The organism is Acidovorax sacchari (assembly GCF_042847045.1).
GTDB lineage: Bacteria > Pseudomonadota > Gammaproteobacteria > Burkholderiales > Burkholderiaceae_C > Paracidovorax > Paracidovorax sacchari.
Map to the genome: position 1 here is coordinate 5,164,137 of NZ_AP035783.1, position 26,845 is coordinate 5,190,981.

The 26,845-nt window shown below is 69.9% G+C and carries 24 protein-coding genes; 10 read left to right on the forward strand and 14 right to left on the reverse strand.

Annotation, left to right across the window (positions count from 1 at the left end):
* Positions 1–50: 50 nt before the first annotated feature.
* Positions 51–1,304, forward strand: coding sequence for a phospholipase A (locus tag ACGHC0_RS22870; RefSeq protein WP_368353116.1), 1,254 nt, complete (start codon positions 51–53; stop codon positions 1,302–1,304).
* Between the two features lie 284 nt (positions 1,305–1,588).
* Positions 1,589–1,987, forward strand: coding sequence for a hypothetical protein (locus tag ACGHC0_RS22875; protein WP_368353117.1), 399 nt, complete (start codon positions 1,589–1,591; stop codon positions 1,985–1,987).
* Positions 1,988–2,055: 68 nt separating this feature from the next.
* Here the strand turns inward: ACGHC0_RS22875 and ACGHC0_RS22880 are convergent, their stop codons facing one another.
* The gene (locus tag ACGHC0_RS22880) at positions 2,056–2,778 is read right to left on the reverse strand and encodes an NYN domain-containing protein (RefSeq protein WP_368353118.1); all 723 of its coding nucleotides are present in this window, start codon (positions 2,776–2,778) and stop codon (positions 2,056–2,058) included.
* Between the two features lie 99 nt (positions 2,779–2,877).
* Positions 2,878–3,372, reverse strand: a complete 495-nt coding sequence (locus ACGHC0_RS22885) for a universal stress protein (protein ID WP_415266857.1) — start codon at positions 3,370–3,372, stop codon at positions 2,878–2,880.
* A 113-nt stretch (positions 3,373–3,485) separates the two neighbouring features.
* Here ACGHC0_RS22885 and tgt point away from each other — a divergent pair, with 113 nt between their 5' ends.
* Positions 3,486–4,658, forward strand: a complete 1,173-nt coding sequence (tgt, locus tag ACGHC0_RS22890; protein ID WP_415266858.1) for a tRNA guanosine(34) transglycosylase Tgt — start codon at positions 3,486–3,488, stop codon at positions 4,656–4,658.
* A gap of 89 nt (positions 4,659–4,747) precedes the next feature.
* Complete coding sequence (locus ACGHC0_RS22895; RefSeq protein WP_368353121.1) at positions 4,748–5,437, forward strand: glutathione S-transferase family protein; 690 nt, start codon at positions 4,748–4,750, stop codon at positions 5,435–5,437.
* A 49-nt stretch (positions 5,438–5,486) separates the two neighbouring features.
* Here the strand turns inward: ACGHC0_RS22895 and ACGHC0_RS22900 are convergent, their stop codons facing one another.
* Positions 5,487–6,437: a LysR family transcriptional regulator gene (locus ACGHC0_RS22900; RefSeq protein ID WP_415266859.1), complete on the reverse strand. Its 951-nt coding sequence runs from the start codon at positions 6,435–6,437 to the stop codon at positions 5,487–5,489.
* A gap of 111 nt (positions 6,438–6,548) precedes the next feature.
* Between ACGHC0_RS22900 and ACGHC0_RS22905 the strand changes: the two genes are divergently transcribed.
* Complete coding sequence (locus ACGHC0_RS22905) at positions 6,549–7,664, forward strand: aryl-sulfate sulfotransferase (protein ID WP_415266860.1); 1,116 nt, start codon at positions 6,549–6,551, stop codon at positions 7,662–7,664.
* Positions 7,665–7,729: 65 nt separating this feature from the next.
* Entirely contained in the window at positions 7,730–8,725 is a 996-nt protein-coding gene (locus tag ACGHC0_RS22910; RefSeq protein WP_415268449.1) for a Bug family tripartite tricarboxylate transporter substrate binding protein, read from the forward strand.
* Between the two features lie 41 nt (positions 8,726–8,766).
* Here the strand turns inward: ACGHC0_RS22910 and ACGHC0_RS22915 are convergent, their stop codons facing one another.
* The 7 genes from ACGHC0_RS22915 to ACGHC0_RS22945 all read right to left on the reverse strand — a co-directional run bounded on the left by ACGHC0_RS22915 (position 8,767) and on the right by ACGHC0_RS22945 (position 16,648).
* A complete protein-coding gene (locus tag ACGHC0_RS22915) occupies positions 8,767–9,645 on the reverse strand; it encodes an SDR family oxidoreductase (protein WP_368353125.1) in 879 nt (292 codons plus the stop codon).
* Between the two features lie 143 nt (positions 9,646–9,788).
* Positions 9,789–11,330: a chemotaxis protein CheW gene (locus ACGHC0_RS22920; RefSeq protein WP_415266861.1), complete on the reverse strand. Its 1,542-nt coding sequence runs from the start codon at positions 11,328–11,330 to the stop codon at positions 9,789–9,791.
* Positions 11,327–13,438: a PAS domain-containing protein gene (locus tag ACGHC0_RS22925; protein WP_415266862.1), complete on the reverse strand. Its 2,112-nt coding sequence runs from the start codon at positions 13,436–13,438 to the stop codon at positions 11,327–11,329. Before ACGHC0_RS22925 ends, ACGHC0_RS22920 begins: the two co-directional genes overlap by 4 nt.
* Positions 13,439–13,592: 154 nt before the next feature.
* The gene (locus ACGHC0_RS22930) at positions 13,593–14,657 is read right to left on the reverse strand and encodes a serine endopeptidase (RefSeq protein WP_368353128.1); all 1,065 of its coding nucleotides are present in this window, start codon (positions 14,655–14,657) and stop codon (positions 13,593–13,595) included.
* A gap of 56 nt (positions 14,658–14,713) precedes the next feature.
* Positions 14,714–15,556 (reverse strand): DUF2145 domain-containing protein, encoded by an 843-nt coding sequence (locus tag ACGHC0_RS22935; protein ID WP_415266863.1) that lies wholly within the window; start codon positions 15,554–15,556, stop codon positions 14,714–14,716.
* 11 nt (positions 15,557–15,567) lie between these two features.
* On the reverse strand, positions 15,568–16,074 hold the full coding sequence (locus ACGHC0_RS22940) for a hypothetical protein (protein ID WP_415266864.1): 507 nt from the start codon (positions 16,072–16,074) through the stop codon (positions 15,568–15,570).
* A gap of 16 nt (positions 16,075–16,090) precedes the next feature.
* A complete protein-coding gene (locus ACGHC0_RS22945) occupies positions 16,091–16,648 on the reverse strand; it encodes a YiaA/YiaB family inner membrane protein (protein WP_415266865.1) in 558 nt (185 codons plus the stop codon).
* A gap of 296 nt (positions 16,649–16,944) precedes the next feature.
* On the opposite strand from ACGHC0_RS22945, the gene ACGHC0_RS22950 reads away from it, so the two are divergent.
* On the forward strand, positions 16,945–18,555 hold the full coding sequence (locus tag ACGHC0_RS22950) for a surface layer protein NpdA (protein WP_415266866.1): 1,611 nt from the start codon (positions 16,945–16,947) through the stop codon (positions 18,553–18,555).
* A 29-nt stretch (positions 18,556–18,584) separates the two neighbouring features.
* Here the strand turns inward: ACGHC0_RS22950 and ACGHC0_RS22955 are convergent, their stop codons facing one another.
* Positions 18,585–19,121, reverse strand: a complete 537-nt coding sequence (locus ACGHC0_RS22955) for an Lrp/AsnC family transcriptional regulator (RefSeq protein ID WP_368353133.1) — start codon at positions 19,119–19,121, stop codon at positions 18,585–18,587.
* A gap of 196 nt (positions 19,122–19,317) precedes the next feature.
* Here ACGHC0_RS22955 and ACGHC0_RS22960 point away from each other — a divergent pair, with 196 nt between their 5' ends.
* The 3 genes from ACGHC0_RS22960 (at position 19,318) to ACGHC0_RS22970 (ending at position 23,388) form a co-directional block, all read left to right on the forward strand.
* A complete protein-coding gene (locus ACGHC0_RS22960) occupies positions 19,318–20,334 on the forward strand; it encodes a 1-aminocyclopropane-1-carboxylate deaminase (RefSeq protein WP_368353134.1) in 1,017 nt (338 codons plus the stop codon).
* A gap of 55 nt (positions 20,335–20,389) precedes the next feature.
* Positions 20,390–21,382: a Bug family tripartite tricarboxylate transporter substrate binding protein gene (locus ACGHC0_RS22965; RefSeq protein WP_368353135.1), complete on the forward strand. Its 993-nt coding sequence runs from the start codon at positions 20,390–20,392 to the stop codon at positions 21,380–21,382.
* A 185-nt stretch (positions 21,383–21,567) separates the two neighbouring features.
* The gene (locus ACGHC0_RS22970; RefSeq protein WP_368353136.1) at positions 21,568–23,388 is read left to right on the forward strand and encodes a methyl-accepting chemotaxis protein; all 1,821 of its coding nucleotides are present in this window, start codon (positions 21,568–21,570) and stop codon (positions 23,386–23,388) included.
* 13 nt (positions 23,389–23,401) lie between these two features.
* Here ACGHC0_RS22970 and ACGHC0_RS22975 read toward each other — a convergent pair whose 3' ends face one another.
* The 3 genes from ACGHC0_RS22975 to ACGHC0_RS22985 are packed head-to-tail and all read right to left on the reverse strand — an operon-like array spanning position 23,402 to position 26,783.
* Complete coding sequence (locus tag ACGHC0_RS22975) at positions 23,402–23,911, reverse strand: hypothetical protein (RefSeq protein ID WP_368353137.1); 510 nt, start codon at positions 23,909–23,911, stop codon at positions 23,402–23,404.
* Positions 23,911–25,845: an MFS transporter gene (locus tag ACGHC0_RS22980; RefSeq protein ID WP_415268450.1), complete on the reverse strand. Its 1,935-nt coding sequence runs from the start codon at positions 25,843–25,845 to the stop codon at positions 23,911–23,913. The genes ACGHC0_RS22975 and ACGHC0_RS22980 overlap by 1 nt, the downstream gene beginning before the upstream one ends.
* A 53-nt stretch (positions 25,846–25,898) precedes the next feature.
* The gene (locus tag ACGHC0_RS22985; protein ID WP_415266867.1) at positions 25,899–26,783 is read right to left on the reverse strand and encodes a hypothetical protein; all 885 of its coding nucleotides are present in this window, start codon (positions 26,781–26,783) and stop codon (positions 25,899–25,901) included.
* Positions 26,784–26,845 lie beyond the last annotated feature (62 nt).

Here is a 26,845-nt window from a genome sequence, read left to right on the forward strand (position 1 = left end):
CGGATGGGCCGGTTGGCGTACGGCAGTTGCGGCAAGGAGATCCGCGGACCATGGACCAACGCATACGACAACCGAAGCCTTCCGTTCGCGCCGCACAGGCAGGCCGGCCCTCCGCTGCCCGCCCGGTGCGGCTGGGCGCCCTGGCGCTCGCGCTCTGCGCACCCGCCGGGGCAGCCCTGGCGCAACAGCCGCCCGCGCCCTCCGGCGCCGCGGGCGAGGCCTGGCGCCGCTGCACGGCCATGGGCAGCGGCGAGGCGCGGCTGGCCTGCTTCGACCAGTGGGCCGGGCAGCAGGCCTGGCAGCAGGCGCCGGCCGTCGCCGCCGCGCCGTCCACGGGCGCGGGCAAATCCGCCGCGGCCCCGGCCGGGGACAATGCGCCGCCCACGCCGGTGGACACCACGCTGCCGGCCACGCGCGTCATCGACGTGGCCCAGGTGGAGGGCTGCCGCGACGAGCAATACAGCACGCTCTCGCGCTTCTGGGAGCTGGAATCGGGCAGCGACTGCGGCACCTTCCGCTTCCGCGGCTACCGGCCGATCTCTGTCTCGGTGGTGGCGTCCGACACCGTGAACCGCCGGCCCACCTCGCCCGCCGCGGACCACACCGCGACTTCGGAGGTCGATTACCGCACCACCGAAACCCGCATCCAGCTCTCGGTGCGCACCAAGATAGCGCAGGGCCTGCTCACGCAGGGCCACCCGACGCTCAAGGATTCGCTCTGGGTCGGCTACACGCAGCAGTCGTACTGGCAGCTCTTCAGCCCTGACATCTCGCGGCCGTTCCGCGCCACCGACCACGAGCCGGAGGTAATGTACGTCTATCCCACCGACGCGAAGCTGCCCTTCGGCTGGCGCTGGCGCTACAGCGGCATCGGGCTGGTGCACCAGTCCAACGGACAGAACCTGCCGCTGTCGCGCAGCTGGAACCGCGTGTACCTGATGACCGGCATGGAACTGGACAACCGCTGGACCGTGAGCGCGCGCGTCTGGAAGCGCCTGAAGGAAAGCGCCGCGGACGACGACAACCCGGACATCATCGACTACATGGGCCGCGGCGAGGTGCAGCTCGGCTGGAACTACGACCGCGACAACACCCTGTCGCTGATGGCGCGCAGCGCCTTCGGCTCCACCGGCCGCGGCGCCGTGCGGCTGGAATGGATGCGCGCGGTGGGCACGGACCTGGGCGGCATCAAGAGCAACCTGCGGTTCCACACCGCGCTCTTCAGCGGCTACGGCGACACCATCACCGACTACAACCGCCGGCGCACCGTCTTCAGCGTGGGCCTGAGCCTCGTGGACTTCTGAGGCAGGGCGCGCGGCCCGGCGGCCCGGCGGCCGCGCGCCTCACAACCCGTTACCCTTTGCCATGGCCAGCGGGTTGAAGCCGCCGGAGCGTGCCGACACAATGGCACGCGCGGCGCACGGCATTCCCAGGCCTTTCGTGTCCCCTCTCCGCCGCAGCCCGAGCCCCCGCGCCGAAGGCCAGTCCGGCCCTCTTCCGCGGCGCGGATAAGAACGGTTTTCCGGCCCTTTTCCGCGCGATTGCCTGTCCGGGGCCGCTCGACAATGCCCGCTCGGAGGTCGTCACCATGGACATGCAATACCAACTCAAGGCCGGCGCGTACTACCTGTACGACATGCGCGAGGCACCCAGCGCCGTCACCGGCGAGCGCCGCTTCAAGCTCAGGACCGATACCGTGGCCATCGCGTTCGACCAGCACACCGGCCAGGTGCACCAGCACGGCACGCCCTCGCGCATCACCTCCTGGGCGAACAACACCCGCCGCCGCCTGCGCGCCGCGGGTGCGCTGCAGGCCGCCAACGACATCGTCGTCGTCTCGGGCCCGCTGCCCGTGGACGAACTCAACAAATGCCTCTGGATCTCCGGCTACTGCCGCCGCATGTTCTCCCGCCTGGCGAGCCTGCCGCACGGCAAGCTGCAGCGCGGTGGCAGCGCGCATTCGGATGGGTTCCGCAAAGCGGCTTGACGGCGGTGCCAGGCGCTCTGCGCCTAGGCACATCCCCAGCAAGCCGTTATTCCTTCTTATTAAGCGCGTCAGGCAAGCCCTTGGCCTGATGAATCCGGGGGTGGCACGATGGCTCCGTCGCTGCCTTTCTTGACCGGTTGCGGACACACCGACCGCAGCCCATCGATATGCTCGTTCAAACCGGGGTGCACGCTACGCCACATCGGGTCCAGCACAAAGTCGATACCTTCCCGCCGCGCCAGCTTGGCGGCTGGAACGAAATCCGCGTCGCCAGCCATCAGAACGATCTGATCCACTTGGCGCTTGAAGGCCAGTGAGGCGATGTCTATGCCGATCCGCATGTCCACACCCTTTTGCCGGATGTTGGGTTGCACGTCCTCACCCGTCAAATCTGCGAATTGACGCTTGCCCTTCAGCAAATCCTCAATGGTCGAAGCAGGAAGCGTCCAGGGAGTGTCACCGGCCAGATGCCCCATGCGCAGCGCCACTTTGCGCTTGCAGCGCAACCTTGCATGCAGTTCGTGACGAAATATGGCTTCCTGCGATTTTGCGAAATCAACCGATTTCTTCGTCAGGGGGTTGTGCAGCTTCTTTTCCAGAGGCGGGCAGTCGTAGAAAAAGATGCGGTAGAGCTCATGCCGCATTGAACCGCCTTTCCCTTCGCGCATATGGGCGAGCGCCCATCGAAAGGCCAGATCTGCAGCCCGCTGTGCGTTGTAGAGATTGTGCGGCTCGATGGCGCGGAAACGCTTCACGAAAAAACCGCCGTCGATCAGCACTGCCGTAGGCACGGTTTCGTCTCCCCCAATGGAAAACGCCCCAGGTTTCGGCTCTTCCAAGATGATCGGAGGCTTACTACCAGGGGCGGGATAGCTATGGATTCTACTCCATCACACCGCGTCGGGCTCGCCACCGTCGCCGGGCAGGTCCGCCGGCTGCGTGGCAACGGTCGTGTCGGGGTGCTTGACAATGGTGACGGGCACGGGGCTCGCGTGCACCAGGGCCTGCGAGACGGAGCCCAGCAGGGCGCTGGCGATGGCACCCTGGCCGCGGGCGCCGATCACGATGAGGTCGCACTGGGTGCGCTCCGCGATGTCTGCCAGCGTGGGGGCGACATCGCCCACGCCCACTTCGGATTCGCAGGGCACGCCGGCCGCATCGACCAGGGCGCGCGCCGGGGCCATCAGGTGCAGTCCGGCCTCCAGGCTCGCGGCGGCGATGAGGTCGGGATCGCGCGAGACCACCATCTCGTAGAGGGTGGCGGGCTCCTGCACGTGCGCGAGCACGACGGAGGCCGCGAGGCCCTGGCGCGTGAGCGCGAGCGTGTGGCGCACGGCATCGAGCGAGAGTTCGGAGCCATCGACGGCGACGAGGATCTTGAGCATGTTCGGGAATGTCCTTTCTTCTGGGGGCCGGCCGGGGGACCGCGGAACGCGGCGCCGCTGCGGACCAGTGTAGTGCCGGCGCGCAGGCGGCCGTCTGGGACAATCGCCCGATCATGCTTCAATTCGAACTTCTCGCGACCGATCCCGCCAGCCACGCGCGGCGCGGCGCGCTCACGCTCAACCACGGGGTGGTGCAGACCCCCATCTTCATGCCGGTGGGCACCTACGGCACCGTCAAGGGCGTGATGCCGCGCAGCCTGCACGAGATGGGCGCGCAGATCATCCTGGGCAACACCTTCCACCTCTGGATGCGGCCGGGCCTGGACGTGATGCAGGGCTTCGGCGGCCTGCACGGCTTCGAGCAGTGGAACAAGCCCATCCTCACCGACTCGGGCGGCTTCCAGGTCTGGTCGCTGGGCGCCATGCGCAAGATCACCGAGGAAGGCGTGCATTTCGCGAGCCCGGTGAACGGCGACAAGCTCTTCATGTCGCCCGAGGTGAGCATGCAGATCCAGACCACGCTCAACTCCGACATCGTCATGCAGCTCGACGAATGCACGCCGTACGAGACCAAGGGCCACAAGACCACGGAGGCCGAGGCGCGCAAGTCGATGGAGATGAGCCTGCGCTGGGCGCGCCGCAGCCAGGACGAATTCCACCGCCTGGGCAACCCCAACGCGCTCTTCGGCATCGTGCAGGGCGGCATGTACAAGAACCTGCGCCAGGAATCGCTGGAGCGGCTGGTGGAGATGGATTTCCCCGGCTACGCCGTGGGCGGCGTGAGCGTGGGCGAGCCCAAGGACGAGATGCTGGACATCATGGCCCACACGCCGCACCGCCTGCCGGCCCACAAGCCGCGCTACCTGATGGGCGTTGGCACCCCCGAAGACCTCGTGCAGGGCGTGGCCGACGGCGTGGACATGTTCGACTGCGTGATGCCCACGCGCAATGCACGCAACGGCACCATCTTCACGCGCCACGGCGACCTGAAGATCCGCAATGCGCGCCACAAGGCAGACCACCAGCCGCTGGACCCGACCTGCGCCTGCCACGCCTGCGCGGGCACCGAGGGCGTGGCCTGGGCCGATGGCGGGCGCGGCGGTTTCAGCCGCGCTTACCTGCACCACCTCGACCGCTGCGGCGAGATGCTGGGCCCCATGCTCACCACCGTGCACAACCTGCACTACTACCTGAACCTCATGCGGGAGATACGCGAATCGCTCGACGCGGGCCGCTTCGGCGAGTTCCGCGCCCGCTTCGCGGCCGACCGCGCGCGGGGCGTTTAGGGCAGCCGGGAAACCGGCCGCGAACCACCGACCGCTGGATCGACCACGGCCTACGCCCTGCGCCACCGGGACGGCCTTACCATGCGCCCATGCTGACCGTCCACCACCTCGAAACCTCCCGCTCCCAGCGCGTGCTCTGGCTTCTGGAAGAGCTGGGCGTGGCCTACGACCTGCGCCGCTACCAGCGCGACCCGCGCACCCGCCTGGCGCCGCCGGAGCTCAAGCGTATCCACCCGCTGGGCAAATCCCCCGTGATCGACGACGGCGGCGAGGTCATCGCCGAGTCGGGCGCGATCATCGAGCACATCGCCGAGCGCTACGGCGCGCAGGCCACGGGCGAGCTGGCGCACCTCGTGCCCCGGCCGGGCACGCCGGAACACCGGCAGTGCCGGTTCTGGATGCACTACGCCGAAGGCTCGCTCATGAACTGGCTCGTGATGAAGCTCGTCTTCAAGACCCTGCCCCTGCAGCCCATGCCGTTCTTCATGCGGCCCGTGGCGCACGCGATCTGCGGCAAGGCGCAGAAGAAGCTGGTGGACCCGAACCTCGCCACGGCGCTCGCCTTCATGGAGGACCACCTCACGCGCAATGCGTGGTTCGCGGGCGATGCGATCAGCATCGCCGACTTCCAGATGAGCTTCGCGGTGGAGGCCGCGATCACGCGCGCCAGCGGCGCGGTCGAATTCAGCGCCGTGAAGGCGTACCGCGACCGCATCAACGCACGCCCGGCGTACCAGCGCGCGATCGCGCAGGGCGGTCCGGTGGTGATGGGGGCCTGATCCCGCAGGCGCCGCCCGGCCGGCGCCGCATCCTGCATGCGGGGTCGGCTCAGGTCGCGAAGGCGCCCAGCTGCAGCGCTATCCGCGACTCGAAACGCGCATGGATGCTTTCGATCTCCGCCTCCAGGGCCGCCAGGAACAGCCCGACGGCCGAGGGCGCGGAATACCCTGAACGCTGGTAGATGCCGCCCTGCAGCCGCGCGCCCGCATCCTCCAGGCCGTTCCAGACGAGCGTTCCCTGCGCCACGTCTTCGGCCACGTTGTCGGGCACCAGGAAGGCCACGGCATCGCTGCCTGCCACCAGCCGCCGCACCATGGCCACCGAAGAGGTTTCCACCCGCGGACGGCCGAGGCGCGCCAGGCGCGGATCGATGCGATCGAGCAGGCTGCGCAGTTCCATGTCCGGCGACACCATGGCGAGCGGGTAGCCCAGGCAGTCACGCAGGCGCAGCCGCTGCGCGGGAGTGCCGAGCGGATGGCCAGGGGCGGTGACCACGCCCAGTTGCTGGGAGAAGCTGCGGATTTCCTCCACCCCCTGCGGTGGCGTGCGCCGCAGGCAGCAGGCGATGTCGATCTCGCCTTGCGCCACCCAGTGCAGCAGGGACTCGCCATTGCCGGTGCGCACGCCGAAAGTGATGCCGGGATGGCTGCGCTGCAGCGCCAGGATGACCTGCGGCAGCACGTACTCGGCGGTGGCGTTCGATACGCCCACGTTCACGTGTCCGCGCCGCAGCGCGCGCAGATCCTCGACCTGGCTCAGCGCGTTGTCGAAGTCGCGCTGGCTGCGCCGCACCGCGGCCAGCATGATCTCCCCGGCCAGATTGAGCCGCATGCCCCGCGGCAGCCGGTCGAACAGCGGTATGCCGACCTGCGCCTCGAAGTTCAGCACCTGCTGGTTGACCGCGGCCGCCGTGAGATGCAGGGTCTCGGCTGCCTTGCGGACAGACCCTCGCCGCGCCACTTCGTCGAAGCAGCGGAAAGCTTGCGAGATGGAGGACATGGCCGGCGAGTGTAAAGAGATTTCTGACACCCCTGCAGAAACTTTCAGCTATTCCTGACGGTGGCACGTGCATAGAGTCGCGTTCGGTACCTGAACGAAAGAGGATTCCCGATGGCCACCACCGTTGACCAGATCACCCAGCGCCGCCGCGGCGTGGGGCTGATCGCCCATGACCCGCATCTCTCCGCCGGGGGCTACACGCTCATCGCCCCGCAGACCGCCGGCGGCCGGGTCTATCTCATCGACATCGGCGGAGCCGTGATCCACGAATGGCAGATGCCCGTGCGCCCGGGGCGCCACGCGGTCATCCTGCCCAACGGCAACCTCGGCTACAACGGAAGCCACGCGCATTCGCCCGACCGCTACCCGCCCTGGTCCATGTGGCATGGCGGCGACTTCTACGAGGTGACTCCGGCCGGCGAGGTGGTATGGCGCTACGAGGACCCGGCCCACCACCACGACGCGCAATGGCTGCCCAACGGCCATCTGCTCTATGCCGCCTGCGAACCGGTCCCCGAGGGCTTCGCGGAACAGGTGCCCGGCGGCACCGCCCACGGCCCGCAGGAGACCATGTACGGCGACGTGATCCGCGAGGTCAACCGTGCAGGCGAACGGGTGTGGGAGTGGAAGGCCTGGGAACACCTCGACCCGGCGGCCTTTCCCATCCACCCCGGTTTCGGCCGCTACCACTGGCCCCTGGTGAACGGCCTGGGCGTGGCGGCCGACGGCACCGTGCTGATGAGCCTGCGCACCACGGCGGGCATCATCGGCGTGGACAAGGCCAGCGGGGCCGTGCGGCTGCACCTGCCGCCGTCGCTGGTGTCGCACCAGCACGCCCCCGTGCCGCTGCCGGGCGGCCACATCCTGGCGTTCGACAACGGCAACTTCCGCGAAGGCGCGCACGTCGCCTTCTCGCGCGTGGTGGAGATCGACCCCGCCGACCAGCGCGTCGTCTGGAGCTACCAGGACGAGATGGTCAACGCCTTCTACACGGCCTTCATGGGCAACGCCCAGCGCCTGTGGAACGGCAATACCCACATCACCGAATCCGCCACGGGCCGCCTCTTCGAGGTGACGCCGGCCGGCGAGGTGGTGTGGGAATACATCCTGCCGTGGTTCGCCGAATACCCGGATGCCGCGGCACGCAAGACCGGCCCCGGACGGCTCAACAGCGTCTTCCAGACCTTCCGCTACCCGGCGGCGTCCCTGCCCTGGCTGGGACTCTGACCGCCCGGCCAGGGCTCTACCCCTTGCACCCCGTCCACCTCCTGCTTCGCGGAGTCCGTCCCATGATCTGCATCCGCCGCCTGAAGACCACCGCGACGACGCTCGCCCTGTCCGCGCTGGCCGCATGCGTACCGCCGGCCCGCGCCGAGAGCCCCTCCGCCTGGCCCGCCCAGCCCATCGTGGCGGTCGTGCCGTTCTCGGCCGGCGGCAGCGTGGATGTCGCCGCGCGGCTGCTGATGCCCAGGCTGGCCGAGCGGCTGAATCAGCCCGTGGTCGTCGAGAACACGGTGGGGGCTTCGGGCACTATCGCCGTCCAGCGGGTGATCAGGGCCAGGCCCGACGGCTACACCCTGCTCTTCGGGGTGGCCAGCCCGGTCACGGTCGCGCCGCTGGTGTCGCCAACGCGCTTTGCCTACGACGGACTCAAGGAACTGCAGCCGGTGGTGCCGGTGGCGTCCTCGGCTTTCGTGCTGATCGGCAGGCCCCACCTGGCGGCGGACACGGCAGAACTGATCCGCCTCGTGCGCAGCCAGCCGGGCCGGATCAACTTCGGCACGGACGGCGTCGGCACCAGCCTGCACATCGCCGCCGAGATGATCAGGCAGCAGGCAGGGCTCGACATCGTCCACATTCCCTACAAATCGGGCCCGCAGGTGCTGACCGAACTGGCCGGGGGCCAGATCGACCTGGCAGTACTGCCCGTGGCGCTGGCCCAGAGCTTCATCCGCGAGGGCAAGGTGCAGGCCTATGGCGTGACGTCCCGGCGGCGCGTCGCCACGCTGCCCCAGGTGCCCAGCCTGTCCGAGACACCGGAATTCCGTTCGCTGGACATCGAGGCCTGGCAGGGCCTGCTGCTGCCCGCCGGCACGCCGCCGGCGATCGCCCGGCGCATCGCGGAGGAGATGCACGCCGTGCTGTCCGACCCGGAGGTGGTCCGCCGGCTGTCCGACGCGGGTTTCCAGCCCATGGAGATGACGCAGGCCCGGTTCGCGGACTATCTGGCCAGGGAGCGGAAGGAACTCGCTGCCGTGGTCCGCGCCGCGGGGATCAGGGTGGATTGAAGCGCGGCGGAACGCTCCGCAGGCTGGGGGAGTTGCCAGCCCTAGAGGATAGGCACGCCGCCCGTCACGGCCACCGTCGCACCCGAGATGAAGCTCGCCTGGTCGGATGCCAGCATCACGTAGGCCGGCGCCACCTCGGCAGGCTGGCCGGGGCGCTGCAGCGGCACCTGCTTGCCGAACTCACGGGCGCGCTCGATCGGCAGGGTGGAGGGAATGAGCGGCGTCCAGATCGGGCCGGGTGCCACGCAGTTCACGCGGATGCCCTTGTCGGCCAGCAGCTGGGCGAGCCCGCCCGTGAAGTTCTGCAGCGCGCCCTTGGTGGAGGCATAGGCCAGCAGCGTCTTGTTGGGCTTGTCCGCGTTCACCGAGACGGTGTTGATGATGGCGCTGCCCGGCGGCATGTGGCGGGCCGCCGCCTTGCTCAGGTAGAACGTGGCATAGACGTTGGTGCGGAAGGTGCGGTCGAATTCCTCGGCCGAGATCTCGTCGATGCTTTCGTGCGCCATCTGGTAGGCGGCGTTGTTGACGAGGATGTCGATGCCGCCCAGTTCCTTCACCGCGCGGTCGATGATGGCGTTGCAGTGCGCCTCCTCGCGGATGTCGCCGGGCACGCCGACCGCGCGGCGGCCTTCGGCGGTGACGAGGTCGAGGGTCTTGCGCGCATCGGCCTCCTCCTCGGGCAGGTGGGCGATGAGCACGTCGGCACCTTCGCGCGCGAAGGCCAGCGCCACCGCACGGCCGATGCCGCTGTCGCCCCCCGTGATGACGGCGCGGCGCCCCTGGAGCCTGCCCGAGCCCTTGTACGACGTGGCCCCGTAGTCGGGCTGCGGATGCATGTCGGTTTCGGCGCCGGGCGGCGTGAGTGGTTGCTGGTCCTTGAAGGGCGGCCGGGGGCCGGCGGTGCGGGGGTCGAGCGGCATGGGTTCTCCTGCGATGCGAACGGTGGGTCCATCGGTGCCCGCCACATGGAGCGGGCTTCGGACCCCAGTCTGAAAAGCATGCAGGCCGCCCGGGTGTAGGAGAAGGCGCCTCCCGCCCCGGCCTGGGTTACAGGGAGAAAACGCTAAGGACCATCGTGGAACGACTGCGCCACGAGCCCCCGCAGCCCCACCTTCCGGCAGGTCAGGGCATCGGCGCCTTTGCCCACGGTCAGCATGCGCCCCAGGCCGCTGCCCCCGCGCCGCGTGGCCCCCGCAAGCGCAGGCGCCTCGTGGCCGATCTCCGCGGTGGCATCGGCCGAGACCAGGGACACCAGGCTGTCCACCAGGAAGCCGCGCAGCCGCTCGCCCTGCCGCACCACCAGCACCCGCGACTGCGCCGTGGGCTCCGCCGCTGCGCTGCCCAGCAGGGTGCGCAGCGAGAAGACCTCCAGCGGCCGGCCCCTGCGCTCCACCAGGCCGCACATGCCGCCGCCGGTGGCATCCAGCCGCACGGCCGGCGTCGCGTAGTCGAGTATTTCCTCCACCTCGGAGAGCGGCGTGGCGCAGTCTCCCCCGGCCCGGTAGACGAGGAACGTGGTGCGCGCGCCGGCACCGCCACGGGCCACGTCCGGCCCGGCCTGCGCGCCCGCGGCGGCGGCTGGCCGGCTGTTCAGGAACGCGGCGACGACCGGATGGTCCAGCAGCCCGTCCACCCGCAGCACGGCGGCGATGCCGTGCGCCGAGGTGCGCATGGCACCGGCATAGCATCCGGGGTTCAGGCTGGCGCCGGCGCCCAGAGGCACCGTGGCGTCGGGCGCCGCTGTCTCCATGCCCAGCACGGCGTCCGTCTGCACACCGATGCGCCGGTCCCCGCGCTGCAGCACCATGAGCAGGGGCTTGGACGCGCCCGGGAGCGGGGCTGGGGCTCCGTCCGGGGCACCGCCCTCCATGCCGAGCAGCCGCTGCAGATCGACCACCGGCACATCGCAGCCGCGCCATGACACGAGTCCGCGCAGCGGGCCGCCCGCGGCGAAGAAAGCGCGCATGGGCGGCATCGGCAGGATGTCGGGCACATCGGCGAAGTCGAAGGCCAGCACCTGGCCCTGCAGGGACGCGAGCGTATGCCGGCGCGTTGCCGCGGCGGCCTGCGCCGGGGACGCGGCGGGCGCTCCGGCGGGCGGATCCACCGCAGGCAGCACGCCCGGCGTGCGCTCCAGCAGGGCCGGCACCTGCAGCACCGGCAAGGCGCGGCTCTCGGGCTCCTGCGTGACCACCCAGTGGCCGAACAGGCTCCCCTCCGCCCCACCCAGGGGGGTGACGGCCGAAGGCGGCACGCGCAGCACGCCGGAGATGGTGTCCACGCCGATGCCCAGGCGCCGGCCGCCGTGCGCGACCACCGCCACCTGCCGCTTCCGGCTTGCCGCAGCGGCGGGACCTGCCTCCGTTCCGTCGCCTGGCGCAGGGGTGGGTGAGCCGGCAGGCGCCATCAGCCGCTGCAGGTCCAGCACCGGCACCAGGCGCCCGCGCAGCAGGAACGTACCGGCCATCAGCGGGGAAGGCTCGGGCAGCGGAAGGAGCCGCTGCGGCATGTCCACCGCCTCGACCAGTTCGCTGGAAGCGATGGCGATGTCCTGCCCCGCAGCGTGGACGATGCCGAAATGCAGCACCGCCGGGCCGGCGGTCATGCGCCCACCCGCGCGGCAGGCTCGGCGCCGCCGGCCGGATCCACGCGGGTGCGCATCGACACCCGGGTCAACTCTTCCAGCAACTGGGCGACGCTGCGCGTGGCGGCGGTCTGCGCCTCGGTCGCGGTGTGGATGCCCGCGATCGACGCGGTCGTCTGGTCCACGCCCTGCACGATGCGCTCGAAGTTCTCCGCCGCCTGCGATGAGATGTCGCCGCCCTGGCGCACGCGCCCCACCGATTCGGCGATCAGCTTGGTGATCTCGCGCGTCGCCTGCGAAGACTTTTCGGCCAGCTTGCGCACTTCGTCGGCCACGACCGAGAAGCCCAGTCCGTGTTCGCCCGCCCGCGCAGCCTCGATGGCCGCGTTGAAGGCCAGCAGGTTGGTCTGGTTGGCGATGTCGCCGATCACCTGCACGATGGCGTTGATGTCGTCCGACGATTCCTGGATGGCCTTGGTGGCTTCCAGCGAACGCTGCAGCGTCTGGCTGCCGCGCCGCGCCTCGGCCTGCGTCACGGCTGCCAGTTCGGTGGAGTGGCGGGTGGTGCGCGCGATCTCGCCGATGGTCTCCGTCAGCTGCTGGATCGAGCGGCCCATCTCGCCCACCCGGCTTTGCACCAGCTGCTCGCGCTCGACCTGGCCGCTCACGTCGATGGCGTACTTGATGATCTTCACGGGATTGCCGTCGGGCCCGATGATGGGGTTGTAGGTCGCCTGGATCCACACCGGGTAGCCGTGCTTGCTGATACGCTTGTACAGGCCCGAATAGAACTCGCCGCGGCTGAGCCTGGCCCAGAAATCGCGGTACTCCGACGAACGCACGAAATCGGGCTCGCAGAACATCTTGTGGTGCTGCCCCACGATCTCCCGCAGGGTGTAGCCCATCGCGTCGAGAAAGTTGGCATTGGCATGCAGCACATTGCCCTCCAGGTCGAACTCGATCACGGCCTGCGCCCGCGCCATGGCATTGACCTTGCCCTCGTACTCGGCGTTGCGCATCTTCTCCGCGGTGACGTCGGTGGCGTACTTGACGACCTTCACCTGCCGGCCCTCGCCGTCGAAGATGGGGTTGTACGATGCCTGCAGCCACACCTCGCGCCCGTCCCTGGCCACGCGGCGGTACACGCCGGCCTCGAACTCGCCGTCGCCCAGCTTGCGCCAGAAATCCCGATAGGCCGGGCTCGCCGCGTGTTCGGGCTGGCAGAAGTTGCGGTGGTGCCGGCCCAGCACCTCCTCCAGCGTGTAGCCCATCGTTTCGAGAAACAGCGGATTGGCCGCCAGCACCGTGCCGTCGAGCGCGAACTCGGCCACTGCCATGGACCGGCCGATGGCTTCCACGCGGCCGGCGTTCTCGGTATTGCGCTGCTTGGCCTCGGTGACGTCGGTGGCGTACTTGACCACCTTCACCGGGCGGCCGTCCTCGTCGAAGATGGGGTTGTAGGACGCCTGGATCCACACGTCCTGCCCGTTCTTGCGGATGCGGCGGTACTCGTTGCTCTGGAATTCGCCGGCGGCCAGGCGCTCCCAGAATTCGCGGTATTCGAGGCTGCGCACATGCTCGGCGTCGCAGAAGATGCGGTGGTGCACTCCCTCGATCTCCTCGGCGCTGTAGCCGAAGGTGTCCAGGAAATTCCGGTTGGCCCTGAGGACGTGGCCCTTCAGGTCGAACTCGATGATGGCCATGGAGCGGTCGATGGCGTTCATGTGGCCCTCGTACTCTCGCAGGGCGGCGCGCTGGTCCGACACATCTTCCAGCAGCAGCACGACCTGCCGCACCGCGGCGTCCTCGCCCCGCAGCACGAAGGCCTGCGTGCGCGTCACGCAGTTCCGCTTCCAGCTACCGAAATGGCGGCCGGTGGCGGTGCGCACCGGCTCGGAGGCATCCGGGGCGAAACAGGCGTCCAGCCACTCCGCCGCACGGGGAAAACAGCTGCGGTAGTGGTGGCCGACCACATCGCCCTCGGCATGCTGGCTCATCTCGAGGAACCCGGGATGGACCGCCGCCACATGGCCCCGTGCGTCCAGTTCGATGGAGGGCTGCGACGCCCGGATGGCTTGGGCGAAGGCGACGAGCATGTCGCTGGAAGGGGAGGCGGGCAGGGGGGCCATGGAAAATCCTGGATGGAACGCAAAAATGATGCAACCGTACACAAATTATTCAAGAAAACATCAATTCCCGCTGAGCACCCTCTTTGAATTCCCCTATTTCAATGTTTATTTTTATCATTTAAGCCAAACACCGTCGCAGAATGCCGCTCCCGTCCTACAGACGTCCGGGCACCTGCCCTGCAGCCTGCGCGCTGCCGGTTCCGCACGCATGGCAGAACCGCGCGAAGGCGCTCTTGCGCGTTCGGCAGTTGCCGCAGCGGTCGAACAGTCCGATGCCGCAGTGCGGACAGAAGTCGATGGTCTCGTTCTTCAGATCGACCGGCCGCTCGCACCCCGGGCACACGCCCTTGCCCAGGCGGGCCAGCGCGACGTCGTAGCTCAGTTCCTCGCGCCGCTGCGCGTCGGGCAGCGCCTCCGCCTGCCGCTGGCGCTCGAGGTAGCGGTTCAGGGCCAGGATGGCGTAGCGCCCCACCAGCACGGTCACCACGATGCCCACGGCATAGCGCACGTATCCGCCGTAGCTGGGCAGGTAGGGAACGAGCTCGACGAAGAACGCGAACAGCGCGAAGAAGATGAAGCCCCAGACGAACGGCCACCACGTGCTCTGCCGCTTCTTCGCGAACAGCCAGCCCGCGATCAGCAGCAGCGGCAGCGTGAGCGCGAGCCGGTAGAGGAACACCCGCAGCTCCACCTTGCGCTGGGCCACGCGCATCCGTTCGTAGCCGGCCGCCTCCATCTGCTCCAGGCGCTGGCGCGCGGCCGCCGCGGCCTGCCGGGCATCCAGCGCGGCCTGCTGCTGCGCCTCCACCGCCCGTTGCGCCTGCCGTTCGCGGACCTTCAGGGCATCCAGCGCCTGCGTGCGCTGCACCACCTCCGGGTTGTGCTCCGACTGCTGCGTGGCGCTGCGCGTGGCGATCCAGTTGTTGAAGCTCTCGTGCGCCGACTGGCTTTCGCTGCGCGCCTTGCTGCGCTGCAGCTGGGCCTGCTCCAGCGCGGCCTGTGCCTGCCGCTCGGCCCCGTCGGACGCGCGCACTTCGTTGCGCAGCGCTTCCGCGGCGGGCCGGTCCAGGAAATCATCGAGCTGCAGCGGCGCTTCCACGCGCGGCAGGTCGCCCACCAGCGTGCCGCCCAGCCCGATGAGGAAGCTGGCGAACACCAGCGACACCAGCCACAGGCCGCGGCGGAACCACTTTTCGGACAGGCGCAGGGATTTGCCCATGTCGGACTCCTTTGTGTTGATCCATACGTTCGAACAGTGCACCGATCATGCGGTGCTCAGGGAGAGCGGTCCAGCGAGAGCGTGGACACCTCCGATCCGAGTCCGGCCCGCGGCATCCACGCCAGCACGGAATCGACGGTGACCGTCGCGATGCGGTCCGCGAAGCGATCCCGGGGCGGGTGGTCGTCGAACGCCACGTTGGCCGCGGTGACGCGCCCGCCCAGCCGCGTGAGCGGCCCGATGCGCAGCACGGCGGGCTCGTACCCCCGGGCGCGCAGCCAGGCCTGCGCCTGGGCACGCGTGCGGACGGCCTCGGGATCCATGGCCAGCGCCAGCATCTCCAGTGCCCACTGGTTCGATTGCTGGTAGCGCGTGCCCCAGGCGTAACTCACCATGCTGTAGGCCGGCTGCTGCATCGCGAGCGTGCGGGGGCGCTCGGCCAGCACCGCGGCCAGCCGCGCCTGCACGTCGGGTGCGGGCACCAGCCACACGGCCTCGTGCCGCCACAGGTCGTCCAGGAAGAATTCGCCCAGGCCCTGGCGGTAGAGGGAGCCCACGGCGGTACCGCATTCATTGAGCTTGTGCGCCACGCGCCACGGCCCCTCGGGCGTGCGGTAGGCCCAGCCCATGTGCGAGTAGTGCACGCCGTATTTCGACAGGTCCTGCCCGGCGCGGGCCAGCAGCACGACGCGCGCGCCGGAGCGCTGGTGCTCCGCATCGAGCGCCCGCGCCGTGCGCTCGGCCAGCAGCATGCCGCGTTCGATGGCCTGCGGCGTGGGCTTGCGCGCCTCGCAGGAGCGGCCGGCGTGCGCGGTGGAACCCATCGCCAGCGCTGCGGCCAGCAGGAGCCCGGCGGCACCCGCGGCGGCAGGGCGCAGGACGGTGCGGGAACGGACCATGGCCGGCACGCTCACAACCGCTCGTTGTGCAGCAGCGCCCGGCCCAGCGCATTCGGCACGAAGGCCAGCACCTCGCCCGCCGCCGACAGCACCACGCCCGTGCCGATGACGCTGCAGGTGACGACGGTGCCCACGCCCGCCGCGATGCCCGAGGCGGTGCGGCCCGCCACCTCCACGCTCACGCGGGCGCCGTCGGAAGCACGTTCCAGCACATAGACCGTGCCGGCTGCCGACGCCTCCACCACGCGCACCGTGAGCACAGCTCCAGCCACCGATAACGCTACAGGCACGGTGGCCACCGCGCCGACTGCCGCGGACCCGACGGACGCGGTCCCCACGACCGACGCCACGGGCAGCATCGACAGCGCGGCGGAAACCTCGCTCTGCGCCCGCACTGGCGGCGCCGATGCGATGGCGGCGCTGGCGAGAACAACCCCCGCCAGCCAGCGCCCGCTCCCCCACCCACGCGGGGAAGTTGTGACCTGAAGTAGCAAGGGCCGGTATGAAAAACGTGACATGGCAGTGGCTCCCGGGTCAGTTCATGGCACGGTCAGGGCGCACTTCGCCAGCGGGAGCCTCCTGCAGGGGAGAAGCCGCGGCCGGCGCCTGCATCGCTTCGCGGCGGCCCTGCAGCCGCGCTTCGGCCAGGTCGGCCTCGTGGCGGTCGCGCAGCATCTTGGCCAGCGTGAATGCCGTCGTCAGCAGGTAGAGCCAGCTCACGCCCAGGAAGGCCTTGTAGGTGGGCGAGATGTCCATGTCCAGCAGGCCCCATCCCGTCAGCCCCACCGCCACGGCGAAGCCGCCCCAGACCACCAGCTTGAAGAGCGGCGTATCGCCCGCTCCGCGCCGCGTGGCGGCCTGGTTGTCGCGCACGAACTTGGCGAGCATGAACACCGCGGAGAGGCAGAAGACATAGCCCATCACCATGAAGATCTGCTCCAGCCGCTCGCCCGGCAGCCAGGCCAGGCCCACGGCGCAGCAGAGCGCGGCGATGCCGAACGACACCCAGACCTGCAACTGCCAGGCGGCCGTATCGCGCTGGACCAGGGAGGTGGAAGACGGCGAAGGGGAGGAGGCGGAAGGACGCGGCATGGAAGCGGGGGCTTGCGGCCCGTGGTGGAACATGGGCGGCATCATGGACAGCGCGCCGGCAGGCGGTCTTCATGAAGCAGTGCAGTGGCGGTGCCTCGGACGGCTGGTATCGCCAGGCGATACTTTTTTTACGGAATCTCCCATCCGCATCCCGTTTGGCACGGGCGCCTGGACCTTGAAGAAGCTGCAGGAGTTAAAGGTGCGGCCGGCGGCCGGGGGCCCGGCCGGCATGGTCAAGCCCGATCCCATCGGTTAGGCTGCAGCCTTCCCACAGGACAAGACCCAAGGAGGAGCCCATGCCCGCACCGAACTTCGCCCGCGCCGCGGGCGTTCTATTGCTCTGCGGCTGCGGATTCGCCGCGCCCGCCCTGGCCGGCGTGGTGGCCGGCACCGGCAGCGCACCGTCGCGCTCCCAGCTGGGCGCGACGGATGCGGTCGCCCTGCAGCCCGCCACCAACCAGCTCGGCCATGTGCTGCTGGTGCCCTACTTCACCGCGCAGCAGGGCCAGATGACCGTGCTGCACCTGGCGAACACGGATCTGTCCAACGGCAAGGCCGTCAAGCTGCGCGTGCGCGGCGCCGCCAACGGCGACAGCCTGCTCACCATGACGCTGCTGCTCTCGCCCGGCGACATGTGGACCGGGGCCATCACGGCCGGGGCCGATGGCCGCGCGCAGATCACCACCGCGGACGGCTCCTGCACGTCGCCGCAGCTCGCGGCCGGGGTGGCCCAGCCGTTCGCCACCGACCGGCTCGACCCTGCCCTGGGCGCGGCCGACCGCGCCAGCCACACGCGCGAGGGCTCCATCGAAGCCATCGTCGCCGCCGACATCCCCTCGGCGTTGGCGTACGGCACGAGCGGCCAGGAGCGCTCGGCGCTCTTCACGGCGATCCGCCAGGTATCGGAAGTGGCGCCATGCACGGGCTCGGCCATCGATGCCGCCCTGCAGCAGGACGCCGGCGACGAGGCCACCGCCGCCGCCCGCGGCTTCGCCACTCCATCGGGCGGCGTGGGGGGCACCTGGTACATCATCGATGTGCCCGGCGCGACCACGTTCTCCTCCCCGATGACCACGCTGCAGGCCGTGAACGCGGCCGGACAGCCGGGTCGCGGCAACTACGTGCTCTTCCCGCCCACCGACCAGGCGATCGCCCAGCCCGAGCGCTTCACGGCAGACCCGCTGCTGGTGTCGGCCGGCTTTGCATCGCGGCAGAAGGACATCGACGGCACATCTACCGTGCCGACCCTGGGCGCGGTGATCCAGGCGCGCGCCTACGACCTGCCCGACCTGTCCACGCCCTACCACCTGCCCGCCTCGGAGGCCAATGCCCGCAGGACGGCCGCCGAGGTCTCGGAGCTGCTCAACGCGCGCGAGGTGCGCAACCAGTACGCGCTCGAATCCTCGATCACCGCGCAGACGGACTGGGTGTTCGCCATGCCCACCAAGCGCTACAGCGTGGCCATGGACTATGCGGCCGGCGCGCGCACGTTCTCGGTGGTGCCGCCGGCCGGCACGGGCGACCAGTTCTTCCACTCCGACAACACCACGGTGTCCGGCAACCAGGTGTGCAGCGCCAACGGCAACTGGTCGTTCCTGGTGTTCTCGCGCGAGGCCACGGTGTCCACCAACGGCGCGGCCATCCCCTCCACGCTGCCCCTGGTGCCGCGCCTGTGCGGCACCGTGTCGGTGGCGGCGTTCAACAACGTCTCGCCGCTGTCCAGCACCGTCGCCCGCGCCCCGCTGCGCAACGGCCTCCAGTCCGGCTGGGCCGCGCTGCAGATCCCCGATCCAGCAGGCCTGCCGGTGACCGGTGCCGCGTTCATCAAGCTCACCAATCCCGGCGTCGCGGCGGGCCTGGCGGGCCGCTACGGCCTGATCTACCCGCACATGGTCCGCCAGCCCTGAGCCGTTCTGGCGGCCCGCGGCCGGCCGCGTCAGATGGCCAGCGGCAGCTCCGTGGTGGACACCACGTTGCGCAGCGCCATGAACGAGCGCACCTGCCGCACGCCCGGCAGGTAGAGCAACTGCTCCGCGTGCAGGCGGTTGAAGCTGTCGCTGTCGCGCGTGCGCACCAGCATGAAGTAGTCGAACTCGCCCGTCACGAGGTGGCATTCCATGCAGCCCGAGATCTGCGCGGCGGCCTTCTCGAACGCCGCGAAGGACTCGGGCGTGGAGCGGTCCAGCACCACGCCGATCATCACCAGCATGCCCGCGCCCACCGCGCGCGGATGCAGCAGCGCGACCGTGCGGTCGATCAGGCCCAGGCGCTTCAGGCGCTCCACGCGGCGCAGGCAGGCCGGCGGGCTCAGGTGCACCTTGGCGGCCAGTGCCACGTTCGACACGGACGCGTCGCGCTGCAGCGCGCGCAGGATGGCGCGGTCCGTGCGGTCGATCTCCGCGGGCGGCGGCGCGGGGGGAGCGGGCGGCGGCTCGGCAGTGCCACTCTGCCTGCGTAATTTTGTTGCGCACATGATTTATTTCCTGGAATTAAAGAAGGCAATCTGCAGCCATCCATGCATTCAACGAATGCTTTTTCCTCTGCATTTGCAACCCTGTTTCCAGCGCATTTTCCTACGATGCAGTCAACGGCGCACGGCCTCGCAGGCCCCGCGCCGGACCTGGGCCCCCGCCCTCCCGCCTTTCCTTTCCGCCCCTGGCACCGCATCCATGAACCTGCAGAAATTCCCCCGCCACGCCCTCACCTTCGGCCCCACGCCCATCCAGCCCCTCAAGCGCCTGTCCGCGCACCTGGGCGGCAAGGTGGAGCTCTACGCCAAGCGCGAGGACTGCAATTCCGGCCTCGCCTTCGGCGGCAACAAGACCCGCAAGCTCGAATACCTGATCCCCGAGGCGATCGAAGGTGGCTACGACACGCTGGTGTCCATCGGCGGCATCCAGTCCAACCAGACGCGGCAGGTGGCCGCGGTGGCGGCCCACCTGGGCATGAAGTGCGTGCTGGTGCAGGAGAACTGGGTGAACTACTCCGACGCGGTGTACGACCGCGTGGGCAACATCGAGATGTCGCGCATCATGGGCGCCGACGTGCGCCTGGACGCCGCGGGCTTCGACATCGGCATCCGCCCGAGCTGGGAGCAGGCCATGGAAGACGTGCGCCGCGCCGGCGGCAAGCCCTTCCCCATCCCCGCGGGCTGCTCCGAGCATCCGCGCGGCGGCCTGGGCTTCGTGGCCTTCGCCGAGGAAGTGCGCCAGCAGGAGAAGGAACTGGGCTTCCAGTTCGACTACATCGTCGTGTGCTCGGTCACCGGCAGCACGCAGGCCGGCATGGTGGTGGGCTTCGCGGCCGACGGCCGCGCGGACCGCGTGATCGGCATCGACGCCTCCGCCAAGCCGGAGCAGACCCGCGAGCAGGTCCTGCGCATCGCGCGCAACACGGCGGAACTCGTGGAACTGGGCCGCGAGATCACCGACGCGGACGTCGTGCTCGACACGCGCTACGGCGGTCCCGAGTACGGACTGCCCAACGAGGGCACGCTGGAAGCGATCCGCCTGTGCGCGCGGCAGGAAGGCATGCTCACCGATCCGGTGTACGAGGGCAAATCCATGCACGGGATGATCGACATGGTGCGCAACGGCGAATTCCCGGAAGGCTCGCGCGTGCTCTACGCCCACCTGGGCGGCGTGCCGGCGCTCAACGCCTACAGCTTCCTGTTCCGCAACGGCTGAAGTCCGACGCGGCCCCGCGCCTGTCCCACCGTTCCCCGCCGGAAGGAGTCCCGATATGACGAAGTACCTGCCGGCGCTGCGGCGCACCGGTGCCGCGCTCCTCATGGCCATCGCGGCATCGGGCCCGGTGCCCGCCGCGCACGCCGAGGGCTACCCTGCCAGGCCCGTCCAGCTCGTGGTGCCCTTCCCTCCCGGCGGGGCCGTGGACATCGTGGGCCGGCTGATCGGCAAGCCGCTGGGCGACGGCCTGGGCCAGCCGGTGGTGGTCGAGAACAAGGCCGGCGCGGGGACGATCGTGGGAGCAGCCTTCGTCGCCAATGCGCCGGCCGACGGCTACACGCTGCTGATCAGTTCGGGGTCGACATTCACCGGCAACCCCGCGCTCAACCCCAAGCTGCCGTACGACCCGGTGCGCAGCTACGAACCCATCGGCATGGTGGCGCGCGTGCCGCTGGTGCTGCTGGCCCACCGCGACGTGCCGGCCCGCAACCTGGCGGAGGTGATCGCCGCGGTGAAGCGCACGCCCGACAGGTTTTCCTATGGGTCGTTCGGCAACGGCACCACGGGCCACTTCGCGGGCGAACTGCTCTGGGCCGCCACCGGCATCCGCCCGATGCACGTGCCCTACCGGGGCAGCGCGCCGGCCATGGCGGACCTGATGGGCGGGCAGATTCCCTTCACCGTCGATACGGTAGCCGCTGCACTGCCGCAGCTGAAGGCGGGCAAGATCAAGGCCATCGCCGTCATGGGCGCCACGCGCGCGACGCAACTGCCCGATGTGCCCACCGTGGCGGAAAGCGGCTTTCCGGGGTTCGCCGCGGATTCCTGGCTGGCCGTCGTCGCGCCGCGCGGACTGCCGGCCGATGCCAGGGCCCGGCTGCAGAAAGCCCTGGGCGAAGCGATGGCGGCGCCCGAAGTCCGCAGCAAGCTCATCGCCAGCGGGCTGGAGCCCGCCTACGAACCCGCCGATGCGGTGGTGTCGCGCATCGAGGATGAACTGCCGCGCATGCGCGCCATCGCACAGCGCGCGAACATCCGCGCTGAATGAACCCTGGCCGAAGGACGGGCACGACACCTTCGCGGCAATGCTGTAAGCAAAATTCGCCTATCTCGCATTTTTCGTCTGGAAATAACACCATTTTCAGCAATTTAATCCCAACTGCATAACAATCCGTTACTCCTCGGCGCCGGATTCCCGGCTCCGCTGCCAACGACCCGCCAGGAAGTAACACCATGACCCTCTTTCGCAACATGAAGCTCGGCACCATGCTCGGCGCCGGCTTCTCCGTCCTGATCCTCCTGGGCCTGGCCCTCGCGTCCTTCGGCAGATTGCAGCTGGGCGACGTGTCCGAAGACGTGGAACTGCTGACGTCCGACCGCGTCGGCAAGATGCTCCAGCTCCAGGAGCTCAAGGACAACGTCAACATCGTGGCCCGCGGCGTGCGCAATCTGGCCCTGCTGGAAGATGCGCAGCAGATGGCGGTGGAAAAGCAGCGGATCGACAAGGCCACGGCACGCAATTCGGAGATCATCGATCAGCTGGGCCGTTCCATCCAGTCCCCGCGGGGCCGCGAACTGCTGCAGAAACTCCTGCAGGCACGCCCCCCCTACACCGCAGCGGTGAACAAGGCCGCCGAGCTGGGGCTGAAAAATGACGCAGCGGCTGCGCGGGATATGCTCCTGAACGAAGTCCGTCCCCTGCAGCGCACCTATTTCCAGGCCATGGAAGACCTGAGTGCCTACCAGCAGCAGCTGATGACCGACAGCGGTACGGAAACCCGGGACCAGGCCGCCAGCGCCGGCCGGCTGATGCTGGTCCTGGCCGCCGTCTCGGCAGCGCTCGGCGGCCTGCTCGCCTGGTCGATCACCCGCAAGGTGAAGAGCCAGCTCGGCGGCGAACCCGCCTACGCCGCGCAGATCGCCCAGGAAGTCGCCCGCGGCAACCTCGCCGTCCACGTCGACCTGCGCCCCGGCGACTCCTCCTCCGTCCTCGCCGCCATGGGCGCCATGCGCTCCAACCTCGCTCAGGTAGTCTCCGAAGTCCGCCACAGCAGCGAATCCATCGCCACCGGCGCCTCCCAGATCGCCACCGGCAACGCCGACCTCAGCCAGCGCACCGAGGAGCAGGCCTCCAACCTCCAGCAAACCGCCGCCTCCATGGAGCAGATGAACTCCACCGTCAAGCAGAACGCCGACACCGTCCGCACCGCCTCCCAGCTCGCATCCTCGGCCTCCGCCACCGCCGCGCGCGGTGGCGAGGTCGTGGGCAACGTCGTGCGCACCATGCAGGACATCACCGACTCCTCCCGCAAAATCGGCGACATCATCGGCGTCATCGACTCCATCGCCTTCCAGACCAACATCCTCGCCCTCAACGCCGCCGTCGAGGCCGCCCGCGCCGGCGAGCAGGGCCGCGGCTTCGCCGTCGTCGCCTCCGAAGTGCGCACCCTCGCTCAACGCTCCGCCCAGGCCGCCAAGGAGATCAAGGCCCTCATCGGCGAGAGCGTCTCCAAGGTCGAGACCGGCTCGCAACTCGTGGGCGAGGCCGGCTCCACCATGGGGGAGATCGTCGAGCAGGCCCGCCGCGTCGCCGACCTCATCGCCGAGATCGGGGCCGCCACCCACGAGCAGGAGCAGGGCATCTCCCAGGTGAGCGACGCCGTCAACCAGCTCGACCAGGTGACCCAGCAGAACGCCGCCCTCGTGGAGGAATCCGCAGCCGCCGCCGACAGCCTCAACTCCCAGGCCGCACGCCTCGTGCAGCTCGTCAGCGTCTTCCAGGTCGATGCCAACGCCTCCCAGGCCGTCATCGCCCAGGCGCAATCCCGCAGCCGCGACACCGCACGCGCCGCATCCGCCGCGCTGCAGCATGCCAAGGCGCCTGCCGCGGCACAGCGCCCCGCGCCCAGCCTCGCGGCCGCCCCGAAGACGCCTGCACCGGCGCAGGCATCGGACGCTACGCGGCCAGCCCTCGCCCCCGCACAGCCGGCCGCCCCGGCCTCCGCCAGGACCAGGCCCGCCAGCTCCAGCAACGACGACTGGGAAACCTTCTGACGCGCGTCCCGGCTCAGGGGCGCAGCCAGACCTGCATGCGCGGATAGGGCTCGCCGCCGAGCGCGGCGGCCTGCACGGGCGACAGCGCCATGCCCGACGCGGCGAGCCCCGCGAGGCCGAGGTACACGCCCATGCCGAAGGTCAGGCGCAGGCTCTGCGCCTGACCGTGGTAGCCGCCATCGTGGAACAGCACGGCGGCATCCAGCCCGAGATGGCACGAGGCAGCCCAGGCCCAGGCCGTGGCCTCGATCTCGCCGCCATGCTCCACGGCCGGCAGGTCCTGCAGTGCATCGTCCATGCCCGCGCGCAGCGCGGCGGGCACCACCGCCAGGTGCCCGGCCTCGTGCAACAGGTCGCCCGGCCACGTCAGCCGCGCACGGTCCACGCAGAGGCCGCCGCGCTCGATGCGCACGCCGGGCAGGAAGGAGCCGTCCGGCAGCGGCGCCTCGCGCACCGGCAGGCCGATGCCGCGCAGGAAGTCCAGGATGCGCTGCGCGAGCACGGCGCTGTCTTCGTACCGCATCACCGGTCCAGCAATTGCGCCACGCGCGCCTGCAGCAGCTCGGGCTGCACCGCCTCCGCCGGCACGGGCGCGCCCACGTTCAGCCCCACGCGGTTGAACAGGCCGCGGCGGAACGGGCGCGCCATGGCATGGCCATCCACCCGGCTGAAGAACGAGCCCCAGAGGTTGGTGAGCGCCATCGGCACCACCGGAGGCCGCACGCCCTCGGCCGCCGCGCGCTCCAGGATCTTCATGATGCCGCCCTTGAACGGCTGCAGCTGACCGTCGCGGGTGATGCCGCCTTCCGGGAAGATGGCCAGCAGGTCGCCTTCGCGCAGCACCTGCGCCGCGCGCTCGAAGGCGGACTCGTAAATGGCGACATCCTCCTTCTGGGGCGCGATGGGGATCGCCTTGGCGAGCCGGAACAGCCAGCCCAGCACGGGCACGCGGAAGATGCGGTGGTCCATCACGAAATAGATCGGGCGGGGGCTCGCGGCCATCAGCAGCACGGCATCGACGAAGCTCACGTGGTTGCAGACCAGCACCGCCGCGCCCTGGGCCGGGATGTGCGCATCGCCCCGCGCGCGGAAGCGGTACACCAGCCGCGACAGCACCCAGGCCACGAAGCGCAGCAGGTATTCGGGCACCATCAGGAAGATGTAGCCGGCCACCAGGGCATTGGCGATGCCGGTGAACAGGAACACCTGCGGCACGCTCCAGCCGGCCGACAGCAGCGCGCCCGCGATGACCGAGCTGCCGATCATGAAGAGCGCGTTCAGGATGTTGTTGGCCGCGATGATGCGCGCGCGGTGCGTGGGCTGGCTGCGCATCTGGATGAGCGCGTACATCGGCACGCTGTAGAGGCCGGCGAACAGCGACAGCAGCAGCAGGTCCGCCATCACGCGCCAGTGCGCGGGCTGCGCCAGGAAGGTGCCCAGGCCCATGGCGGGGGCGGGCGGCAGGCCGCGCGAGGCGAAGTACAGGTCGATGGCGAACACGCTCATGCCGATGGCGCCCAGAGGCACGAGGCCGACCTCCACCTGCCGGCGCGAGAGCACCTCGCACAGCAGCGAACCGATGCCGATGCCCACGGAGAACACGACCAGCAGCAGCGAGGCCACGTGCTCGTCGCCGTGCAGCACCTCCTTGGCGAAGCTGGGGAACTGCGAGAGGAACACGGCCCCGAAGAACCACATCCAGCTGATGCCCAGCAGCGAGCGGAACACCACCGGGTTGCCGTGCGCCAGCTTCAGGTTGCGCCAGGTTTCGCTGACCGGGTTCCAGTTGATGACCAGGCCCGGATCGGTGGCCGGCGCGCTCGGGATGAACTGCGCCACCGCCCGCCCCGCGAGCGCGACGAGCACGCAGGCGGCCGCCACCCAGGCATGGCCCACGCCGGGCACGGCCACCAGCAGCCCGCCGGCGACCTGCCCCAGCAGGATGGCGACGAAGGTGCCCATCTCCACCATGCCGTTGCCCCCCGTGAGCTCGCGCTCGGACAGCACCTGCGGCAGGTAGGCGAACTTCACCGGGCCGAACAGCGTGGAGTGCAGCCCCATGAGGAAGGTGCAGCCCAGCAGCACCACCGGGCTGGCCGCCAGGAAGCCCCAGGCCGCCACCAGCATGATGGCGATCTCCAGGTTCTTCACGACGCGGATCATGCGCGTCTTGTCGATCTTGTCCGTGAGCTGGCCCGACGTGGCGGAAAACAGCAGGAACGGCAGGATGAAGAGCGCGCCGATCACCAGCCCCGCCATGGACGGCGGCATCCACGACACGCTGAGCTGGTAGGTCACCATCACGGTGAACGCGAACTTGAAGAGGTTGTCGTTCGCCGCCCCCGCGAACTGCGTCCAGAAGAACGGCGCGAACCGCCGCTGGCGCAGCAGCGCGAACTGGTTGGGATGGCTCTCGTGCGCGCCACCCGAAGGGGAGGCGGCCTCCGTCGCCGCCATGCGGATCTGTTCCTGGCTCATGCCCTGCTCCTGGGGAGTGTGTGGAAATCGCGTCATTTCACCTTCGCGCCGGCGGGCATTGTGCCTTCGCGGCGCCCGCGCCAGGGCGTGCCGCGCTCGCAGCGCGCGAAATACCGGCCCGGGGCCAGTGCCGCCAGCAGCGGCCAGGCCGCCATCGCCGCGGCCAGGTGCTTGAGGCTGTGGCCGGACACCATCTGCCCCGTGGCGGCGAACACGGCCGCATCGCCGGCCTCCAGCAGCTTCGCCAGGCCGTACCAGCCGATCACCGCGGCCAGGGAGACGCCCAGCCGCCCCGGCAGCGGCACGCGGCCGGCCCGCCGGCACCGCCAGGCATCGGCCGCCAGTGCCAGCAGGAGCAGCATGCCGCCGCCCTGCAGCACGGCCCAGGGCCAGAGGTCGCCGGTGATGCCCCAGGTGCGCAGCGCGGCCGCGCCGCCGGCCAGCACCGTGGCGCCCGCGAGGGCAGCGGCCCGCGCGCCGATGCGCTCGTCCACCGCAAGCGCCAGCATGCCGGCGAACGCCACGAGCATGCCGGCCCGGTCCGCCAGCAGCGTGATGCCATGGGGCTGCCAGTGGTAGAGCGCCGAGCCCCCGGCGGTCAGCAGCAGGCCCGCGAAAAACAGGCCCGCCGCCGCGGCGCCGGCCGCCCGCAGCGCACCTTCCCGCACCCGGGCCGCCAGCCGCGCCAGCCCGAAAAGCCCCAGCAGCGCGAACGGGAGGTTGGTGAGCACGTCCATGGCATGGGGCAGGCCCCAGAGCGTGCGCTGGTCGGCATAGGCATACGCCTGCGGCCCGGGCGGAATGGCAGGGCCTGCCAGGGCCAGCGCCACGCCGGCCAGCAGGGCGGCGCAGAGCACGCCTTCGCGGCGGGACAGCGGCAGGGGCGCGGTGCGGGAGGAGGATGCGAGAGGGTGCATGGAAGGCGCGTGCAGTGGATGTGCCGGGCAGTTTCGTGCCGTGCCCCGGTCTCCAGCATCGC

What these genes read in the sequence shown, in the direction of transcription:
- ACGHC0_RS22870 (WP_368353116.1), top strand. Translation starts at nt 51, where the DNA reads ATGGACCAACGCATACGACAACCGAAGCCTTCCGTTCGCGCCGCACAG.
- ACGHC0_RS22875 (WP_368353117.1), top strand. Translation starts at nt 1,589, where the DNA reads ATGGACATGCAATACCAACTCAAGGCCGGCGCGTACTACCTGTACGAC.
- ACGHC0_RS22885 (WP_415266857.1), bottom strand. Translation starts at nt 3,372, where the DNA reads ATGCTCAAGATCCTCGTCGCCGTCGATGGCTCCGAACTCTCGCTCGAT.
- tgt (WP_415266858.1), top strand. Translation starts at nt 3,486, where the DNA reads ATGCTTCAATTCGAACTTCTCGCGACCGATCCCGCCAGCCACGCGCGG.
- ACGHC0_RS22895 (WP_368353121.1), top strand. Translation starts at nt 4,748, where the DNA reads ATGCTGACCGTCCACCACCTCGAAACCTCCCGCTCCCAGCGCGTGCTC.
- ACGHC0_RS22900 (WP_415266859.1), bottom strand. Translation starts at nt 6,437, where the DNA reads ATGTCCTCCATCTCGCAAGCTTTCCGCTGCTTCGACGAAGTGGCGCGG.
- ACGHC0_RS22905 (WP_415266860.1), top strand. Translation starts at nt 6,549, where the DNA reads ATGGCCACCACCGTTGACCAGATCACCCAGCGCCGCCGCGGCGTGGGG.
- ACGHC0_RS22915 (WP_368353125.1), bottom strand. Translation starts at nt 9,645, where the DNA reads ATGCCGCTCGACCCCCGCACCGCCGGCCCCCGGCCGCCCTTCAAGGAC.
- ACGHC0_RS22920 (WP_415266861.1), bottom strand. Translation starts at nt 11,330, where the DNA reads ATGACCGCCGGCCCGGCGGTGCTGCATTTCGGCATCGTCCACGCTGCG.
- ACGHC0_RS22925 (WP_415266862.1), bottom strand. Translation starts at nt 13,438, where the DNA reads ATGGCCCCCCTGCCCGCCTCCCCTTCCAGCGACATGCTCGTCGCCTTC.
- ACGHC0_RS22930 (WP_368353128.1), bottom strand. Translation starts at nt 14,657, where the DNA reads ATGGGCAAATCCCTGCGCCTGTCCGAAAAGTGGTTCCGCCGCGGCCTG.
- ACGHC0_RS22935 (WP_415266863.1), bottom strand. Translation starts at nt 15,556, where the DNA reads ATGGTCCGTTCCCGCACCGTCCTGCGCCCTGCCGCCGCGGGTGCCGCC.
- ACGHC0_RS22940 (WP_415266864.1), bottom strand. Translation starts at nt 16,074, where the DNA reads ATGTCACGTTTTTCATACCGGCCCTTGCTACTTCAGGTCACAACTTCC.
- ACGHC0_RS22945 (WP_415266865.1), bottom strand. Translation starts at nt 16,648, where the DNA reads ATGCCGCGTCCTTCCGCCTCCTCCCCTTCGCCGTCTTCCACCTCCCTG.
- ACGHC0_RS22950 (WP_415266866.1), top strand. Translation starts at nt 16,945, where the DNA reads ATGCCCGCACCGAACTTCGCCCGCGCCGCGGGCGTTCTATTGCTCTGC.
- ACGHC0_RS22955 (WP_368353133.1), bottom strand. Translation starts at nt 19,121, where the DNA reads ATGTGCGCAACAAAATTACGCAGGCAGAGTGGCACTGCCGAGCCGCCG.
- ACGHC0_RS22960 (WP_368353134.1), top strand. Translation starts at nt 19,318, where the DNA reads ATGAACCTGCAGAAATTCCCCCGCCACGCCCTCACCTTCGGCCCCACG.
- ACGHC0_RS22965 (WP_368353135.1), top strand. Translation starts at nt 20,390, where the DNA reads ATGACGAAGTACCTGCCGGCGCTGCGGCGCACCGGTGCCGCGCTCCTC.
- ACGHC0_RS22970 (WP_368353136.1), top strand. Translation starts at nt 21,568, where the DNA reads ATGACCCTCTTTCGCAACATGAAGCTCGGCACCATGCTCGGCGCCGGC.
- ACGHC0_RS22975 (WP_368353137.1), bottom strand. Translation starts at nt 23,911, where the DNA reads ATGCGGTACGAAGACAGCGCCGTGCTCGCGCAGCGCATCCTGGACTTC.
- ACGHC0_RS22980 (WP_415268450.1), bottom strand. Translation starts at nt 25,845, where the DNA reads ATGGCGGCGACGGAGGCCGCCTCCCCTTCGGGTGGCGCGCACGAGAGC.
- ACGHC0_RS22985 (WP_415266867.1), bottom strand. Translation starts at nt 26,783, where the DNA reads ATGCACCCTCTCGCATCCTCCTCCCGCACCGCGCCCCTGCCGCTGTCC.